The organism is Prochlorococcus sp. MIT 1306, assembly GCF_047304515.1.
Classification (GTDB): Bacteria; Cyanobacteriota; Cyanobacteriia; order PCC-6307; family Cyanobiaceae; genus Prochlorococcus; species Prochlorococcus marinus_D.
This window is the reverse complement of the sequence record NZ_CP138959.1, coordinates 92,867-109,095: the sequence shown is the minus strand read 5'-3', so window position 1 is coordinate 109,095 and position 16,229 is coordinate 92,867. Positions and strand designations below refer to the sequence as shown.

The following is a 16,229-nucleotide window of genomic DNA, read 5'->3' as shown; positions in this document are numbered from 1 at the left end:
GCATTGACCTATTGACCCAGATTGAGAGACCTGTCTTTATGTAATGGAGATAAGCCGCCGCCTTTCTGCACCGACGGCTCTTCTCTTTGATCGTTAGGGGGGTTTTCCATCATGACTTTCGCCCGATTGAGCCAAGTTGAGATCTTGCACGGGAGATTTGCAATGGCGAGCCTGGCATCACTTGTGGTGATTGAAGTCATCAAGTTGCAATTGACCTCCTCCTAGCAATGCTCACTGAGTTGTTTTAACGCTGTCCCATCTGGACAAGAGGACCAACCCCAACCAATGGGTTGATAAAGCGATAAGTGAATGTGACTGGATCCATTCGCAGTGGATCCACATGAACGCAACTAACTCTAAGGTTTTGAACGAAAGCTAAATCCACACAAGGAGTATCACTGGTAGGCCAGATTGATGGATCTAATCGCCCTAGACAGAAGAGACGCACTAGAACATTCAGAAACACTTTCGATTGAGCAGCTACCAGAGGCTCTGGCTGAGCTGGGCGATTGGCCTTTTAACTGACTTTGTGTTCGCATTCATCCTCAACTGTGCAGTATGACTCCACACCTTTTAGCCCTCTACCACCTCCAACTTCAATCAAACTCTTTGCAAATTTGCAGATACTTGCCAACGCACTTATAAAGGAGAGAAGCAACGAGCAACTCAGAGTCGAGATATGCAAGTAGACCATTGCAATATTTTACTCAATACATATGAATAAAAGCCAAGTTGCCAGAAGACATGAATCCTGGTGTTGATCTTGCAAATTGGTGATCAGCTTTTGCAAGCACTTAATCCCATAACTAAATTAGTAGAGCCATCTTTCCACATTCAGATTTTGAATCCAATCTCAATGAGTAATTAACAAAGGTACCGGCCATGTCAATTCACATTTGAAACCATTGCAAAGTCATTGCATAAGACAAAAGCTTCCTCTATTCATTAAAAAAACCGACCTCCTCTAAAAAAGGGGCGGTCGGTTTTTAATGTCGTTTAGCGATTAAGCGAAGCTTCTGAGGATTGGCACCTGGGGCCATTTGTCCAGGTGTGTGGCTGTAAATACTCCTTTCAGGGCACCTAGAACGATGCAGAGAAGTATCGACTGGTTTGACGCACAAATGAACTTTGTCGCACCAGACGATTAGCCCACGATTTTTTGAGACTGTTGGAGCAGGGGCCAGAAGTCAGCTTGCTTCTTCTGCGTACTCAGGTGGCGTGTCGTCCAATTAGGCGCCTCCGTGTTCGATGGACTCACTTTGGCCCTGTCAGTCATTGATGGCAATCAGTCTTAATGCTGATTGCGGGGAGCTCGGATCCGGAGCAATATTAATTGTTTGGGCTTTTGCTTGTTGGTTGATCTCTAGATCAACACCAATCCCTATTAGCAGCAACCTCTGAGAGAAGAGGTTCCTCTTAAAAACTGCCACTCCCTTAGTCTCTTTGCTGGATCTAGAGGGAGAGATGCCGAGGAAGCGACGCAAACTCAACAAGGAGATGGAAGCAGAGATCGCTGCTGCGCAGAGAAAAGTGGAGCTGGTGATGGCGATGATCTACGACATCGCCGATGAAGAAACTCAGGGCGAATATTTATCTGGCTTCGAGCAGATCAACGCCGCAGCCTCTCACCTTTCAGAGAGCTATGTCTTGAAGGGCTTCTGCGAGGAGACAGAGGGGACCCTGGCCCTCTACAGGGGTCTGCTGGAACGTTTTGAGCAGGAGTATGAGCTCTAGGCCTTCTCCACTTCAACTACTGGCATCTGCGCAGGCCGAGCCAACTGACGTGGCTGATCAATTTTGACGGTCTGTGAACTGGTCAACTCCTTCCCATATCCCTTTACGGCTGAATTCTGACCTGGCGTGATCCATTCACCAAGAAATGGACAATGCAAAGAAATAGAAGCAGAAAGAACACCCACTCAGCAAGGCAGGTGAAGTTCATAGGCAGAAAAAACTTAATCAATGTTCGCTGCTAATCAATACTTGGCGCCTCCGACAGATGAATAATCGCAAACCTATGTCATTAGTGCATGAACATCAAAACAAGAAGAACATCTTCTTGTTTTGATGTTTCCCCCATAAACCACCCCAAACAAAAGAGATACTTAAAAGAATTCAACTTCGGTAAGACCAAATATCGACAGAAGCAGTCGAAGTAACAACTGCCATTGTAGACAAAGGACGCTTGAGCTTAGGGCGTTGCTGGTCTTGGATGAATACAAATACCATCAGCAGCAAGGGGGCAATGAATGCTGCAGCGGCTACTAAACCAACGATCTGTGTCGGCCTAATTAATGGAACCTTGACTAAGGGGTCACCACATTGGCCGCAGACCATAACACCATCCGCCCGTTGCTGATGAATCTGATAGCGATGTGAGCAGAAAGGGCAATGGTATCTAGTCATCTGAATCTGAATCTGAATCCACTCGAACCTGAAACTCAATCCCCACGCACACGCCAATCGCAATGAGCAAAAGACCTAACCAGACACTGAGCGGGGGGAAAGTCAATGCTTTTCTCAGGCATGCTAAGCCGCACAATACCCCGCTCAACAAATTGTCCCAGTAGCATCGCCCATAGAGGCCATGAAAAAGGAGTCTTGCCTGGAATGATGCTTGAAACCCGCTGAGCCTGACTCCATTCAGATCGCCCCCCGAGCAGATGCCCAAAAAGGATCCTGCATTTGAGGGCCTCCAACTCGGGGGGTCTTGATTATCTGCTAAACCTAGTTTGAGACTTGCTTAACTTCCAATCTTCACCATTCAGCGCAAGCAAAAGTCCTGTCCAACTTGTTGACTTGTAGTCACTGGCTGGTCTTGTCCAGCTTAAATAAACCAGTTCACGAAAGCAGAAAAGAGATCCATCATTGGTTATATCAAAGTTAATTCTTCAATTTTCACCTGTCCCTCGATTACCTAGACCTCAATACGTTTTAAATATGATGTAATGGGAACTGTAACTAGACATACGTTCTGACAATGCATTGAGTAGCAAGAACTACGTCTTAGAGCGTTTTATTCGGTTTTCAAGATACAACTATCGTCAAAGTGGTTTAATTAATGCATGCCTAACAAAAAAAAGAAGATCTCTTACCGCTTGGAAGTTGATCCACTAGACAGCGCACAACGGAAAAGATACTTAAAAGAGCTGAACTGTTCTCAAGCCCCAGCAGGTTATTCAGCTCCCAGGCGCAAACAATCAAAGCAAAAGGCTGATCTGATGCAACAGCCTTACTAAAACCTCGATTAGCACACTGGCGAGATCAGCTAACAGCTGATTTGCACCACCTAAGCATAGTGAATAAGCATTAATAGAAATCAGAGATTCCAGCAAGAAGGTTCGCCGGAGGATTTCATTTTAGAAAGTGCCAAGCATCAAAAAGCTTGAAGAACCAACTAGCAGAGTCTTTGGACACACTTTAAGAAGAAGAAGTTATCACAAAAGTAATATTCGCAATACTATAATAACGTAGAGATCAAAAAAGAAGGGATAAAGGCTGCTCATGATTCATGATAAGTAGCATGCTGGACTCCCTTTATATCTAGATGTGCTGACTATATCGAGCCCAAGCTAATGATAGTGCCTAGATTTTATCTATATATATAGTGCACCATGTACACCATTAAAGCGACGGCCCTTCCTTGCAACAGCGCAGACCTCACTAAACTTACAAAAGAGGAGCTGGTTTATGAGTACCAAGCCAAGATCATGGCAATACTGAGCAATCAACATTCTGAACTCGACTACCTAGATTTCGGATATCAACTCAATCAAGTCATCGAAGAAGCTCAGGATCGAGATATCTCTGAAAAGGATCTTAAGGTCGCCTCAGGACTCCTCAAGGTCGCCTAAAGGATTTCTATCATGCCTTAGGTAGAGGTTATCCAAGTTACACTCTTGAAAAACTTCGGGTTGGTTTTAGGCCCTAACACTATTTTTTTCGCGTTGCTACAGTTGACTGAAGCAGCGCTCATGGATCAGCCAGGTGAGTTGAGTCATGCAATGCCTAAGTTGACCACCTAAGCAAGACTTAGTTGAGATATGATCTCATTAATTTTTAACTTAGCCAAAATATCTCATTCAATTTTATGCCAGGCATGAAGCTCTATTTCACTGGAACTTTGAGGACAGAATGATACGCCAATTAGCAACAAGACAGAGCAAGGCAGCATTGACTTTTAAGCTGATTTTAAAATATCTCTTTCCAAGCCGAAAAGATTATATTGTCAATGTTTTAGAGACTGAAGTGATTACTAGCATCATTCACATCCATCATTGTTTTGGAGGTTACCTATTTACTGGGAAAGGGATGGTCGAGGTTCTCCTTTGTGGCTAGAGTTATTAACGAATAAAGTTTTTAAATCTGGGCACGTGGAGCGATCGTTATGGCTGTTGTTTCGCTAATTAAGTCTACAAACGATGATTTAAAAAAAGATTACATGCTTTCAAAGCTCTATCCCCAAGTTATTCAGTCGTTTATTCATGACAAAACCTGCTTATCCCAGATAGGATCTAGCCATTATCTGAAGTGTTTTCTTTAGAAAACACTTCATGAGTTTCTTGCTGAAAAGTGAGAGGGAGATTCAGCTGAACTTCATCCCAACAGCAAAGACCACAACTGCCCATGCAAGAACAATCCATAGGGCATCTTGCATCACTCAGAATAATCTCCGCCTAAAGGGTGACCTGTATGAGACGTGCTTGTGAGGAACTCAAGGACAAATGTTGCTTTCAACAATACGAATTTGCAGCGGATATTGATCTACCTGTTTTGCCTGTAATCCCATGGTCGCTGGATCCCGCCTGGGACAGACCACACCCCAGAGCCTTGTAAACGAGCCATGGTCTCTAAGCGAGCATAGTCCTGACGATCACACCCATTGATGTATTCCCAATAAACAAAAGAATCACCTGACTTAACCAAGAGTTTGTTGATGTTGTTGTCGTTGTGAAAAACTTCAGCAACAGTTCTGCCATAACGATCGTTTGGATTGATTCGTAAGATGACCTGAGAACCATTAGGTAAAAGATGCTTTAGTGCTTCTCGAGCTGATTTTCCATAGGAAGACTGGGAGATTTCTTGGGCATCAATGTAAGCAAGACGCACTTTAATTGCTCGAGTAGCTTCAATAACAGTGAGTGTGTCGCCATCCTCAATAGAGAGCACTTCTACTGTGTTTACAGGGTCTGTAAAGAGAGCGGCGAGGATGATGAGGAGTACCTTGCCCATATTCGATGCAGAGCTTATAAGGATCTCTTGCCAGCAAAAATTTGGCAAATCCGGATTCTTCTAATTCTAAATTCTCCTTGTCTAAGTGAAATTAAAAAGTTGTCGCTCAGGAGAGGTGTTTAATGATTAAATCTCCCATCCCAAAACTCTAATGGCCAACATAAGTCAATACGGACAAATCCAAGATTATTTCTTCAAATATCAGCAGTATTTTAATGACTTTTCATCGGTTCATAAAATTCCTTTCTTTGGCTTATCCTTAAATGGTTGGGCACCAATATTGGGGGGTACATTTTTACTCTTCTCAGACACAACTGCAGCTCCCATACCTCCCATTACTCCTTTGATCCAATTAATGAATCTTGCCAAGGGCGACTCCACATCGCGCTTTTGATCAGTCATCATAAATTTCCGACTGTTCAAATACTACACGATCACCCTTGCCCATGCAAAACCTTCTGAAGGATTCCTTATTCACTTCATGACTGAATTCTGAATGTGCATCTTTACCGTTATTCATCGAACAAGTTCTCTTGAGTACGTTCTTCTCATCATTATAAATCAACCCTACGACAAAGGGCCCTAATATCAAACTGATTCCGTGAGCATTAATTTCCTTCACCACACAGTCCAACACCTTCATTCTTATTGAAACAAGTGAAATGACTGACGAAAAGAAATAAAAAGGCCTACACCTCCTCCCACCAAGAACACTCTGCCTACTCTGAGGACATGCGAGAAATCTCTTGGATCAATTGAAAGACAACAGCATCTTGAGGCTAATTGACCAATTCCAGTTATCCCCACATCCAGAGGGAGGCTGGTACCGTGAAGTCATCCGAAGTGGTCTGACAATAAAACGAAGTGATGGTAATCAACGCAATGCCATCACAGGGATCATTTTTCTCTTAGGTAAGGATGATAAAAGTTGTTGGCATTGTGTCGATGGTGCAGATGAAATCTGGATTCACCTTCAGGGAGCACCACTCTCTCTTTGGCGACTAGATCCAAATAGCAATGAAATAATCAGATTAAAGCTGGATACAGCACAGCCAATGCAAATGATCCCCGCAGGATTTTGGCAAGCTGCTTGCAGCCAAGGTTCCTATACCTTGGTGAGCTGCTGTGTTAGCCCAGGTTTTGACTTCGAAGACTTCAAGATGCTTCGAGACATTCCCAAGGAATGCTGGCCAGAGGAAGCCCTTAGTGAACTGATTTAATGCTGCCGTATTCACCTAAGCGCCGATGCCTGAAGGCTAAAAATTAAGCGGTAATTCCATTCATAGGCGACCCTCTAGCACCTCTAAGGTTTGCGTGTTGAAAGCGCAGCCGAAGGTTTACCACCGCCACCTCACCCAGCATTTCAAACTTGAATAAGCGTAAAGCCAATCTATGAGGCAGAGTTGCTTCCTCTTGAAGCGTCTTTAGCCGCAGAGCTCCGTGACAAAAAAACCTTGGTTTACCGCAAACATCCATGCACCTGGCACGGGACTGGCATTGGCCGTGCTCGCCCTAACACAAATTCCAATTGCAACTGAGGCAATCCTGAGGGTTTATTGCATTATTGAGATGCACGGTTACAAGGAATACGATATTCCCAGGGCGACTCGCTTTTGCAACGGTGGCTAAAGGCTCGGGATCCCCTTGGTCCATTCCATCATTGCTGCTTGGAGGAACCTATGTGGAGCTCTTGTGCTCTTTACGAAGGGCCTCTGGCGTGAAGATCCACTCGGGCTGCTTAGCTTTGAATGTTTTGGCCTTGAATCCGAATGTGATGCCATTGATGTTGACCAGCCCTTTGAACTCATAGAAGTTTTTCTGAGCACTAACGATGAGGTACTTGTTGTCCCTACAAGGTGCTCTACCTTGTTCGTCTCTAACTCTTGTAACTTCAGCATCTTCGCCAAACTCTTGCTCAGCGCAGTAGGTGATGAACTGCGTGGTTGGCGTAGGGTCCATAAGCAAACGGTAGCCAATGTTGTGTCTATCATTCAAGCTCTCTCTTCAACACCACGCAATCGGAATAGTAGGGTCCACGATAAGCCATTCAGGTGTTGAAGAAAAGCTAGATAGCTTCCAAAAAATGTTGACAACCCCGAAGGATGAGTTAAACATAAACAACTAAATTAAATGCGAACCTCCATCGGCCAAAAGCTGAAGACTAAACTTTATCAAAGCCAGCCTTGAGCACCAATAACAAATGGTTTTGAGACTTTTAAAATGCTGAGATTGGTCACCACAATCTGCAAAGAAATTCTCAATCTCTTAGCCTTTCAATACCTCCGTCCCAACAACTTCATCATCAAAGTTTAAACTAATAATTGTTATCTAAGATGTCATTATCACTGCGGAGCTTGAATGCAAGTTAATGACAGTAGACTGTCATTAACTTGCAAGGCCATATCGATCACAAGCCAGAAGATTAATCCTAAACATAACTCACTATTAATATAAATGCAGGCGTGCCTAATCGGATACCACGGGAAGCAAGAAGAACAAACAAAAAGCAAATGCCCTGCCTTAATTGACCCCAAGGCCTCATCCGCCAGTTCAATTCAAGACAAAGAAGCCTAACAAAAGGGAACAATCGGCAATGATGATGAAGTTGAAGACCCTGAGAATTGGATTAAATAAACAATCCCCCCAATCGCTAGTCCTCATTGTGATCGGTCGGCATTAGTAATAGGAAAATCCAAGCACTTATCATTAAGGCCATAATTGTTTCTACTACGCCGGGAGACACCTCTGGCAATTGATCCATCGTCCCAATTCTCCATTAGCATATCTAAAGCCAAAAGCTTTTCAAAGAAAACGTATAAATCTCTAAAGTCTATTAACGATGCAGAGGGTTTACTAGAAGCCTTATAACCACCCTCCAATCCTTTGCTTATGTCTTTGAGGCTTGGCCTGTTAGAGCGAGCTTATTGCGTTGAATCGAGCCTGGCATCCAGCCAAAGCACCATTGATATATGTGTCTTAAGCCTAATCAGCTTCTCTGGAGACAACACCTGATGAAAGCTACCTCCTTGAGGAACTGGTTGCCAGAGGTGATCAAACTAACTATCCAAACAGGAATCTTGCTATCGGTAAAAACAAATAATATTAGGCATAGATATAGTTGAAAAAGAGTAGTTGATGCCTGGTAATTGATCAATACTCTGAGGTGAGGAGATTTGTTAAAAGTTGAGCCCTGCGGTGCTGTATAAGCCTCCATGATGATTAGAAAGCCCATGAGTGTGGTTATTACTGCCTTCTGTATCCCATATTTAAGCAATTGATCTGCATAGGCTATTTACAGTCATTTCCTTATCCATGACTGAAGAGACCACGACCAAAAAGGATTGCATCAGCAAAAAGAGCTCAATGCTTGCTTATGGCATCATTCAGATCACCGCCACCGTTGTCTCCGCAATCTCCCTGGCTGCAATTGCTCTGGGTGTCTGCTCCATCAAACAAGAAAGCAAGGTATTCAACGGCTGCGTAGAGGAAACCATCGCCACAGGCAGAAGCAATGCTGAGGCGGTTCGCTTCTGCAATGGAGGCAACTGAAAAGAAGCAGTTATTCCTCCTGCGCCTCTATTCAAACCTGGTTCAATTTGAATGAGGAGTCTGAGGACGCAGATACCCTGAAAATGAGTCCTGGACTTGAGGGCATCCAAAGCGGGTGCCCTTCTTCATGCCAAGGGTCTGCTGTTTTTATCATTGGGACGAGTTGGATAGACATAGAAGAGTATTGAGACCCTGTTTGGCTTCAGGGTTTTTCATCGATTCTTCAAGGTTCGCTCTACCGCCCCATTAGCTTTGCTGTTGGATAGCAAATGTCATGGCGAGTTCTGATGATGCCAAGCTTCGCCCTCTTCCCAATACAGCTGCCCTGAGTGGGGTACTTGAAGCGTTTGCATTTTTTCGCGATCCAGCCTTCGCTCAGAAGCGCTTTAAGCGTCACGGGAATGTTTTTGAGACATCACTGCTCGGACAGCCAATGGTGTTCATTCAGGGCGGGCAAGCGATTAGCGATCTCCTAGCTCAACCCAACGCAGTAGAAGGTTGGTGGCCGGCGAGTGTTCGGCAGCTGTTGGGCAGCCATTCGCTGGCTAACCGCAACGGAGCATCCCATCGAGCACGCCGAAGGGTGATAGGCCAACTGTTCTCGGCCTCAGCACTACAACGCTACAGCGCTGGCATCATCAGCATGGTTAAGGATCTTGCCGACGAACTACAAGCTGCAACAACAGCTCTGCCTCTCGCAGAGAGAATGCGTCGTTTCGCTTTCTCGGTAATCGCCACGACGGTTCTCGGATTGGAGGGGACTGATCGCGATGAGTTGTTCGTTGATTTCGAGATCTGGACCAGAGCCCTCTTCTCAATACCGATAGCTCTTCCAGGTAGCTCCTTTGCTAAAGCGCTTAAGGCACGGGAACGGTTGCTGAAGAGGCTTCAGAAGGTGCTTTTAAAAGCCTCCAATGGCAACGGTGGTCTTGATCTGCTTGCGGGAGGTCTCGATGAAGCAGGTATTCCTTTAAAGGACGAAGACGTAGTTGAGCAGCTTCTGCTTCTTCTGTTCGCAGGCTACGAGACCACGGCTTCTTCGCTCAGCTGTCTGATGCGGGAGCTCCTTCTCAACCCGCAAGTGGAAACGTGGCTGCGAGAGGAAATCGATGGACTTGACTGGCCTCCAGCACCCGAGCAGGCCACCACTGCCTACGACCAGGTCAACGCACCAAAACTTGACGCTGTCGTTTCTGAGGTCATGCGACTCACGCCAGCGGTGGGAGGTTTTTTTCGCCGCACTAAGTGCGCCTTGGTAATCGACGGTGTGGAGGTGCCAAAAAACCGTGTGGTACAGGTTGCTCTGGCAGCTTCTAACCGTCATGGTGCTGGCGATCTGGAAGCCTTTCGTCCCCAGCGCCACCTAGATGATGGCTGTTCAGCAACCCTGCTGCCTTTTGGGGGAGGAGAGCGAGTATGCCTAGGCAAACCACTAGCGGAACTTGAAATACGTTTGATGGTGGTCGGCTTGTTTCACCAGTTGCGACTTCACTTGATCCCTGATCAAGACCTCACTCTGCAAATGCTGCCTAGCCCTACACCCCGAGATGGCCTGCTAACGAAGGTGCTGTAAAAAACTCCACAGTTGTTCTTGGTTTTGCTGCTGCTTTGCTGAACATAGTTAAACCCATCAAAACTGAGCAAAAAGCCCTTACACAATGACCTTGCTTCTTATGCTCTGGGAAAGTAGTTAGCAATCCTATGATCAACAAGCAATTACCAACACAAGATTTCAACCAATGAATACCAACAGAACCAACTTGCCAAAGAGGATAAGCAAAGGCTTTATCTCATTGACTACCTATCAAAAATGGGTCGTTATTTTACTCGGATGCCTTGTCTTGTCTCAGATTCCAACAGCAGTGAATCAAACAGCAGGAACATTCTCAGGCATTAGGTGTCGTCACGCCTTTATTAACGGCCGCATACCACTTAGGTAAAGACAGCCCCGTAAAGATAGCCAAGCCAATGAATCAGCTCAAGATCAAGAAACTATATATTAACAAGTCAAGGGAATACTAACATCCCTTCAATAGCGTATCTCTTTATTGCTAACACCCTCAAGGGCAGCAAACTGATTACCTGAGTTCACAACACTGAGCGTCATTCCCCTTACAGAGTTTCACATCAAAATGTCACTGAGTATCAGATCAATAACTTGCCATCTTTTTGTCGATGAAAGAAGCTTTTATCCACCCCCTGATATCAAAATAACAACCTGAGGCATTTAAGAGTTTTTTCTGCTTCTCGGAAGCCTGGATTTAAATCGGGTTAGCATTGAACAAAGACAAGGCAAATCTTTGCCTCCACACCTTTGAGCGATTAAGTAATATTTATTGCAATAGTTTAATTGCAAACTGGGTAACCTCAGGCACAACAGGTCTTGGAGGTTTACCGCTAACGACACAACCAGCCAGCCTCAATCTCTTTCTCAGAAAGATTTTATCGGTATAGATTGAGACCTCCTAAGCTAATCAAGGTTTTAGCAGCCTCGATGGTTACTATAGAGTTCGTACTTACAGATTTTCGTTCTGCTGGTAGTGTCAGACTATTTCTGCAATGCAATCACACGCATACACAGCAATCTCAGGATGAGCTATATATTCATCAAATGATCTAGGTAGCAACCTATTTCATCATGCTAAGCAAAATTAAAATCAATTCATTCATTACACGCTTCTAGACAGGCTTACTTTCTTAACTGCGGATTTTTCCTCCATGGGAACGTAAAGGCTCAGAGTCAAATAAAGGTAAATAATTTTATAAAAATATTTTTGATTAGTGGTTGCATGAGTGAGTAAAGAGTCGAAGGATCTACAATTGATTCATATTTTGACTTTGAATAGTGTCCGTTTTCGATCGCTACAGCACGTTCTGGACTCAGGGTTTTGACTTCAAGGGTCGAACCAAGCGCATTGACTACTGGACCATTGTTCTCGTCAATATTCTGCTCGGTCTTGTTCTCGCCCAGCTGCAAGGAGGCTTTTACTCGATTTACGCGCTTTTTGCTGTTGCAAGCATCGTTCCTGGAGTTGCCATGCAGGTTCGTCGAATACGCGATACCGGCCGTCAGTGGCAATGGATATTTATCGCTCTGATTCCGTTCATTGGAGCCTTATGGCTGCTTTGGATTGTGATCGGCCCTTCAGCTGAGAGTTCGCAATAAGGATGAATCAAGGATACAACTTGATAATGGATCCTAAAAGACCTTATTTTTAACCTTGGTGGAAATAGTTGGTTGCAGCAAAACCCTAGCTTCAAATCTTTACTTTTAAGCAGCTGCCACCTCCACAATTTGATCCCGCCAAGCCTTCGACTTCTATCCTGAAGGTTGCGCTTACTTCAGCATATTTATTTTGAAATCTTGTTCATGCTCTTTGGCAAGATTAACTACATAATGGCACTTATGGTTACTATCAACTTCTATTAAGCCGAAGCCCTATCTTTATCAACATCAAGCAGTGTTGCATGAATGCGATTTAATGTTATCAATAAATTATGCCCAACTTACTGGCAGGAAAGCTCTACTTCTTCAGATCAAAGCTCTTGACTACCTTCCAGTTCTCTCTTATTGCGTTGTCCTGCTTATTATCACCTGTTTCATATTCTCCTTGATAACCTAAGATCATTGTCTCGGCTTCATTCAACTTACATTCTCTGTTAAACAGGGTATATTCCATCCCAAGTCTCTCAATCTCTCTCCTGGTTTCTTCCTTCCACTCATAGCACCTCTCATCTGCTTCTATACTCTCCGCCATCTTGTCGGGAGAAATAAAGTATTGACAGCCTCCTAAGCATACAGAAAGGATAATAACTGTAAGGAGCTTGGCAGGAATATTCATTTCATATTTCTCATTTCTCTGAAAAACACCATGACTTAGCTTGTCTTGGAGTGATTTGTCGCCTTTGACCTTGGCGATGAATGCCTTGAGTTGTTCTTGTGACATTGATTAAATCTTTGGTAGTTACCTTAAGTTTAGTGTGCCAGGCAGCGGATTACTTTTGAGAGCTTGAAGTGTCTATTTAGATGCTAAAATTACCCTGTAACTACAAGATGATTTGGGAATGTAACAGGAGCTAGTTAGTGGATCGGTTGCTGCCATGCTAGGTTGCCTTGATATTGCCCCAGCCACGCCTTTTAGATCCTCATCAGACAGGCTTTGACGATCAGTGGTTCAGTCTTCTGAGGTAATCGCTAATCCAGCAGCTTTGGCAATAGCAACTTGATCTGCACCATCTGCTTTTAATTATTCCTGCAAAGAGGTGTCGACTTGAAGCCCGTCGATTGAATGCATTACAACTCACAGATATGGCTGACAACAAGACAAAGTGGAACCTTCAAACAAGATTCGCAGCAGGGGAGAGATAACCACCCTTAGGGAGGATGGGCATGACGCAAAGTCATTCACCACTTACCTAAAACGTTGAAAGCTATGGCAACTGTTAAGGGAAGAAGCAAAACATCAAGGTGAAGTTCTGACGGCAAATGCCTTTCGTTATCGCTACGCCCAAACATCTTATGCAGCAGGGCTACCCGATAGCGAACATTGCCCAAGCAATAGGGCACGCGCTTTAGATGCACCTGAGTAGATATAGCTCTGCACCCTTGACACCGGATGCAAAGTCAGACCTCTATTCAAAGGTGAATGCTGAAACTACAAAAGTCAAATGAAACCAGATCCCCTCATTGAGGTGATGCGTTCTCAACCCTCGCCAAGCGTCGTTTGAGTGCTATCGATGCATGGGATATACACCTGACAACAGATCGCTATCGCTGTTCAGCCAATCAGGCTAGGAGGTGGGCTATCGCTTGATGGGTTGCCAATTGTTTGCGGGGCCCGAGAAAGTAGGGCCCCTAAGCCACCTCATCCGGGAATCCCGCCCAGGTCCCCTCGAGCCCAAGGGGGTTGTAGTGGCTTTCTTTAGGTCTAGATCTGGATGCTTGGGGAGTCATTGGTGCTAACCAGACAGTTCTCTTACTCCCTCTGCAAAAATGCCTGGCGCCATTGTTCGTCGGGCTCAGCGCTCTAGATGTAAGGGCAAAAAGAAACCCCGCCAAAGGCAGGGTCTCAAGACTTCTCTTTGGGCGTGTTTCCTTGTTTCCACTCCGAGGAGAAGTCCTCCTCACAAATGAACCATAACGATCGCAACTGTCACTGTGCCAGTTGACCGTGTCAGTTCCACATCCGTCACTAGCTGTTCGCTTGGTGTTGCTGTATTGAAAACTATTCAGCTCAAGTCACGACTTCCACTGAGTTGGTGGTCCAACTTCACTGCGCTTTTCCTTTGTCAAAGCCTGCTCAGCTTGGTGCATTGCAACGAGAGAAGCCTCAATACGGCGCAACTGTGCCTCTCGTATGGCTGTGTTCTTATCCAAAGTGAAAATATTGTTTGGAGTGCATATAGCAACCCTGCGGTTAGCACTCTCAACTTGCGAACAATAAAGAGTTCTTGAGGGGCGACCATGAGCATTGATGCTTATCCATTTCCAGCAAGCAGCCAAAATGCTGGACTAATTAGAAAATGGCTGATACAGATGAGCATTTATCCCTGCTGACGGCTTGTTCTTGCTTGCTTAGACCTAGATCAGGAGTCCGAGGACGTAGAAACCCTGAAAACCTGTCCTGGACTTGAGGGCATCCACCGCGGGTGCCCTTCTTAATGCCAGTGTTTTCTCTGCTTATCAAAAGCTAAACATGTCTTTGATAAGTGTGTGTTCAAACTCATCGATGGCATTGAGCCAGGACACTGCTTTCTTAAAAAGGTTGAGTCAACTTATGGATAGCGGTAAAGGATGAAAACAAAAAGTCGTCACCGCCTCAGAGAGAAAAAATAAATAAGAAAAGCCCTGCTCTCAGGCGGGGCTTCACTGGCCAACAAGGGCAGCACGTGATCACCCTTCTGTTGGCCATTCCTGGGGATACCGATAGGAGGGGTCTTAACACTGAGGGATTTGAGAGTCTTCTTCTGATCTGTCGACTGTGGGATCCCTATAGCAACGCTCTTCAATGATCGGCTTGATCCCTTCCTCCAGCTCTCTTAAAAGCTCTTCTCTAAAGCTGTCGATATTTTCCAGTGTGGGGTGCACAAACCCCGCCTCTTTTGCATCCCAAAACAGCGCCTGAATCGTTCGATGAAAGAGGGGGTGTCTCAGAGGCATGAAGTCAATTGCAAGGGAGCGCCCCACCAGGAAAACATCAACTCAGCGAGTAATCCCTGGCCACACATCCAGGGGAAGAGAGCGGGCTGGATGCTGGACGCTCAATATGGGCTAACGAATGGTGTCCTGGGCCAGCGCTGCAGCCTCAACGCTGCAATCACGATTTGGTTGCAATCCCCTTGAACGAGCTTCTGAAACCTCAGCTTGCGCAGCTGCGAAGTCAGAACGGAAGTCGGCATTGGCATGTAGCAGCGCTACAGAGGCTGCGCCCATCAGTTGACCGTTGACCACATCGCTATACCAGTGCACATTGCACAAATGGCGGCTCTCCCCGAAGGCCAATCCTCTGGCAAGAATTTGGTCACGGCGCTCTGGAACCATTTCAGTGAGGATCAGAGCCCAGGCCCAGCCAATGGCAGTGTGACCTGATGGATAGGAGGGATCTGTCGTCAGCCCTGCGGTGTCTTGAGGTGAGCAGATCATCTTCTTATTCACCAAGAAGGGTCTTCGGCGGTTGTAGTTATTCTTGGCTGCATAAGTGGACAAACCCGCATCAGTAAGGCTCCGGCGTAAAAGCATGTAGAGCCTCGGCGTTGCTTCTTCACTAATGGGTATACCTATTGCGCAGGAAAAGGTGCCGGCTACCCCAGGGAAATTCAAATCAGCATCAGTAGCAGCAAGATTCCAGCGGGGTGTCCCAGGGAGCGAGAAACTTCTCTGAGAGATTGTGCTGTCTAGAGCGTGATCAGAATTGCCAAGCGTTGGCGGTGCAGGCAGCAACTGCAAGCTATTCGGCCGATCCTCCTTGTTTAGATATCCCTGAAGTAGTCCATGCCCAATTTCAGGCACATCTGCACTCGCGATAAGGCATTCCCGATATGGCTGAGGCCCAGCGACTGCAATATTCGGGTAACTAGTGCCGATCAAAGCCATCCCAAGGCTAAGAAATGTCGCAGGGGCTAATTGCATGATTTTGTTCATTCCTTACAACAAGGTCTCTATGGATAGCTCATTAGGCAACCAATCAACCAACACGCCTAGGAGGTGGGCTATCGCTTGATTGGTTTTCAATCGTTTGCGGGGCCCGAGAAAGTAGGGCCCCTAAGCCACCTCATCCGGGAAATCCCGCCCAGGCCCCCTCGAGCCCAAGGGGGTTGTAGTGGCTGTCTTTAGGTCTAGATCTGGATGCTTGGTGAGTCATTGGTGCTAACCAGACAGTGCTATTACTCCCGCTTCATAAGGCAAGGCTTTTAAAGGAGAAACACCTCGCTCTTTATTCATTCCTGCA

General features: G+C 45.6%; 16 protein-coding genes and 1 pseudogene. 9 read left to right on the top strand and 8 right to left on the bottom strand.

The window, feature by feature from the left end; translation table 11 throughout:
* Positions 1-111 precede the first annotated feature (111 nt).
* The 3 genes from SIB74_RS00540 (at position 112) to SIB74_RS00530 (ending at position 1,734) form a co-directional block, all read left to right on the top strand.
* Positions 112-225: a chlorophyll a/b-binding protein gene (locus SIB74_RS00540; RefSeq protein ID WP_082818441.1), complete on the top strand. Its 114-nt coding sequence runs from the start codon at positions 112-114 to the stop codon at positions 223-225.
* 1,023 nt (positions 226-1,248) lie between these two features.
* The gene (locus SIB74_RS00535) at positions 1,249-1,401 is read left to right on the top strand and encodes a hypothetical protein (RefSeq protein ID WP_413681759.1); all 153 of its coding nucleotides are present in this window, start codon (positions 1,249-1,251) and stop codon (positions 1,399-1,401) included.
* A 63-nt stretch (positions 1,402-1,464) separates the two neighbouring features.
* On the top strand, positions 1,465-1,734 hold the full coding sequence (locus SIB74_RS00530) for a hypothetical protein (RefSeq protein WP_011825044.1): 270 nt from the start codon (positions 1,465-1,467) through the stop codon (positions 1,732-1,734).
* Here the strand turns inward: SIB74_RS00530 and SIB74_RS00525 are convergent.
* The gene (locus SIB74_RS00525) at positions 1,731-1,919 is read right to left on the bottom strand and encodes a hypothetical protein (protein WP_063395226.1); all 189 of its coding nucleotides are present in this window, start codon (positions 1,917-1,919) and stop codon (positions 1,731-1,733) included. The two genes, SIB74_RS00530 and SIB74_RS00525, sit on opposite strands and share 4 nt — an antisense overlap.
* Positions 1,920-2,115: 196 nt before the next feature.
* The gene (locus SIB74_RS00520) at positions 2,116-2,406 is read right to left on the bottom strand and encodes a hypothetical protein (protein ID WP_071817963.1); all 291 of its coding nucleotides are present in this window, start codon (positions 2,404-2,406) and stop codon (positions 2,116-2,118) included.
* 1,208 nt (positions 2,407-3,614) lie between these two features.
* On the opposite strand from SIB74_RS00520, the gene SIB74_RS00515 reads away from it, so the two are divergent.
* Positions 3,615-3,854 (top strand): hypothetical protein, encoded by a 240-nt coding sequence (locus SIB74_RS00515; protein ID WP_063395228.1) that lies wholly within the window; start codon positions 3,615-3,617, stop codon positions 3,852-3,854.
* Positions 3,855-4,764: 910 nt separating this feature from the next.
* On the opposite strand, the gene SIB74_RS00510 is transcribed toward SIB74_RS00515, so the two are convergent.
* The gene (locus SIB74_RS00510; RefSeq protein ID WP_063395230.1) at positions 4,765-5,232 is read right to left on the bottom strand and encodes a thermonuclease family protein; all 468 of its coding nucleotides are present in this window, start codon (positions 5,230-5,232) and stop codon (positions 4,765-4,767) included.
* Positions 5,233-5,383: 151 nt separating this feature from the next.
* On the opposite strand from SIB74_RS00510, the gene SIB74_RS00505 reads away from it, so the two are divergent.
* On the top strand, positions 5,384-5,626 hold the full coding sequence (locus SIB74_RS00505; RefSeq protein WP_156486049.1) for a hypothetical protein: 243 nt from the start codon (positions 5,384-5,386) through the stop codon (positions 5,624-5,626).
* Between the two features lie 352 nt (positions 5,627-5,978).
* Positions 5,979-6,452: a cupin domain-containing protein gene (locus SIB74_RS00500; RefSeq protein WP_063395232.1), complete on the top strand. Its 474-nt coding sequence runs from the start codon at positions 5,979-5,981 to the stop codon at positions 6,450-6,452.
* A 457-nt stretch (positions 6,453-6,909) separates the two neighbouring features.
* Here the strand turns inward: SIB74_RS00500 and SIB74_RS00495 are convergent, their stop codons facing one another.
* The gene (locus tag SIB74_RS00495) at positions 6,910-7,191 is read right to left on the bottom strand and encodes a hypothetical protein (RefSeq protein ID WP_063395233.1); all 282 of its coding nucleotides are present in this window, start codon (positions 7,189-7,191) and stop codon (positions 6,910-6,912) included.
* Between the two features lie 1,353 nt (positions 7,192-8,544).
* Between SIB74_RS00495 and SIB74_RS00490 the strand changes: the two genes are divergently transcribed.
* The 3 genes from SIB74_RS00490 to SIB74_RS00480 all read left to right on the top strand — a co-directional run bounded on the left by SIB74_RS00490 (position 8,545) and on the right by SIB74_RS00480 (position 11,947).
* Positions 8,545-8,781 carry a hypothetical protein gene (locus SIB74_RS00490; RefSeq protein WP_063395235.1) on the top strand — a complete coding sequence of 79 codons (237 nt, stop codon included), beginning with the start codon at positions 8,545-8,547 and terminating at the stop codon, positions 8,779-8,781.
* A 274-nt stretch (positions 8,782-9,055) separates the two neighbouring features.
* Positions 9,056-10,354: a cytochrome P450 gene (locus SIB74_RS00485; protein WP_063395236.1), complete on the top strand. Its 1,299-nt coding sequence runs from the start codon at positions 9,056-9,058 to the stop codon at positions 10,352-10,354.
* A gap of 1,272 nt (positions 10,355-11,626) precedes the next feature.
* Entirely contained in the window at positions 11,627-11,947 is a 321-nt protein-coding gene (locus SIB74_RS00480) for a DUF805 domain-containing protein (RefSeq protein ID WP_063395237.1), read from the top strand.
* A 358-nt stretch (positions 11,948-12,305) separates the two neighbouring features.
* Here SIB74_RS00480 and SIB74_RS00475 read toward each other — a convergent pair whose 3' ends face one another.
* The 4 genes and pseudogenes from SIB74_RS00475 to SIB74_RS00460 all read right to left on the bottom strand — a co-directional run bounded on the left by SIB74_RS00475 (position 12,306) and on the right by SIB74_RS00460 (position 15,910).
* Entirely contained in the window at positions 12,306-12,728 is a 423-nt protein-coding gene (locus tag SIB74_RS00475; RefSeq protein ID WP_063395238.1) for a Nif11 family protein, read from the bottom strand.
* 72 nt (positions 12,729-12,800) lie between these two features.
* Positions 12,801-13,076, bottom strand: a pseudogene (locus SIB74_RS00470) (Nif11-like leader peptide family RiPP precursor).
* Positions 13,077-14,719: 1,643 nt separating this feature from the next.
* On the bottom strand, positions 14,720-14,968 hold the full coding sequence (locus SIB74_RS00465; RefSeq protein ID WP_063395240.1) for a hypothetical protein: 249 nt from the start codon (positions 14,966-14,968) through the stop codon (positions 14,720-14,722).
* An 84-nt stretch (positions 14,969-15,052) separates the two neighbouring features.
* Entirely contained in the window at positions 15,053-15,910 is an 858-nt protein-coding gene (locus SIB74_RS00460) for an acid phosphatase (protein ID WP_231905999.1), read from the bottom strand.
* Between the last annotated feature and the right edge of the window lie 319 nt (positions 15,911-16,229).

Coding starts and splice junctions, on each gene's coding strand:
- SIB74_RS00495 (WP_063395233.1), bottom strand. CDS start 7,191: ATGGACCCTACGCCAACCACGCAGTTCATCACCTACTGCGCTGAGCAA.
- SIB74_RS00485 (WP_063395236.1), top strand. CDS start 9,056: ATGGCGAGTTCTGATGATGCCAAGCTTCGCCCTCTTCCCAATACAGCT.
- SIB74_RS00460 (WP_231905999.1), bottom strand. CDS start 15,910: ATGCAATTAGCCCCTGCGACATTTCTTAGCCTTGGGATGGCTTTGATC.
- SIB74_RS00515 (WP_063395228.1), top strand. CDS start 3,615: ATGTACACCATTAAAGCGACGGCCCTTCCTTGCAACAGCGCAGACCTC.
- SIB74_RS00505 (WP_156486049.1), top strand. CDS start 5,384: ATGGCCAACATAAGTCAATACGGACAAATCCAAGATTATTTCTTCAAA.
- SIB74_RS00535 (WP_413681759.1), top strand. CDS start 1,249: ATGGACTCACTTTGGCCCTGTCAGTCATTGATGGCAATCAGTCTTAAT.
- SIB74_RS00520 (WP_071817963.1), bottom strand. CDS start 2,406: ATGACTAGATACCATTGCCCTTTCTGCTCACATCGCTATCAGATTCAT.
- SIB74_RS00475 (WP_063395238.1), bottom strand. CDS start 12,728: ATGTCACAAGAACAACTCAAGGCATTCATCGCCAAGGTCAAAGGCGAC.
- SIB74_RS00530 (WP_011825044.1), top strand. CDS start 1,465: ATGCCGAGGAAGCGACGCAAACTCAACAAGGAGATGGAAGCAGAGATC.
- SIB74_RS00510 (WP_063395230.1), bottom strand. CDS start 5,232: ATGGGCAAGGTACTCCTCATCATCCTCGCCGCTCTCTTTACAGACCCT.
- SIB74_RS00490 (WP_063395235.1), top strand. CDS start 8,545: ATGACTGAAGAGACCACGACCAAAAAGGATTGCATCAGCAAAAAGAGC.
- SIB74_RS00540 (WP_082818441.1), top strand. CDS start 112: ATGACTTTCGCCCGATTGAGCCAAGTTGAGATCTTGCACGGGAGATTT.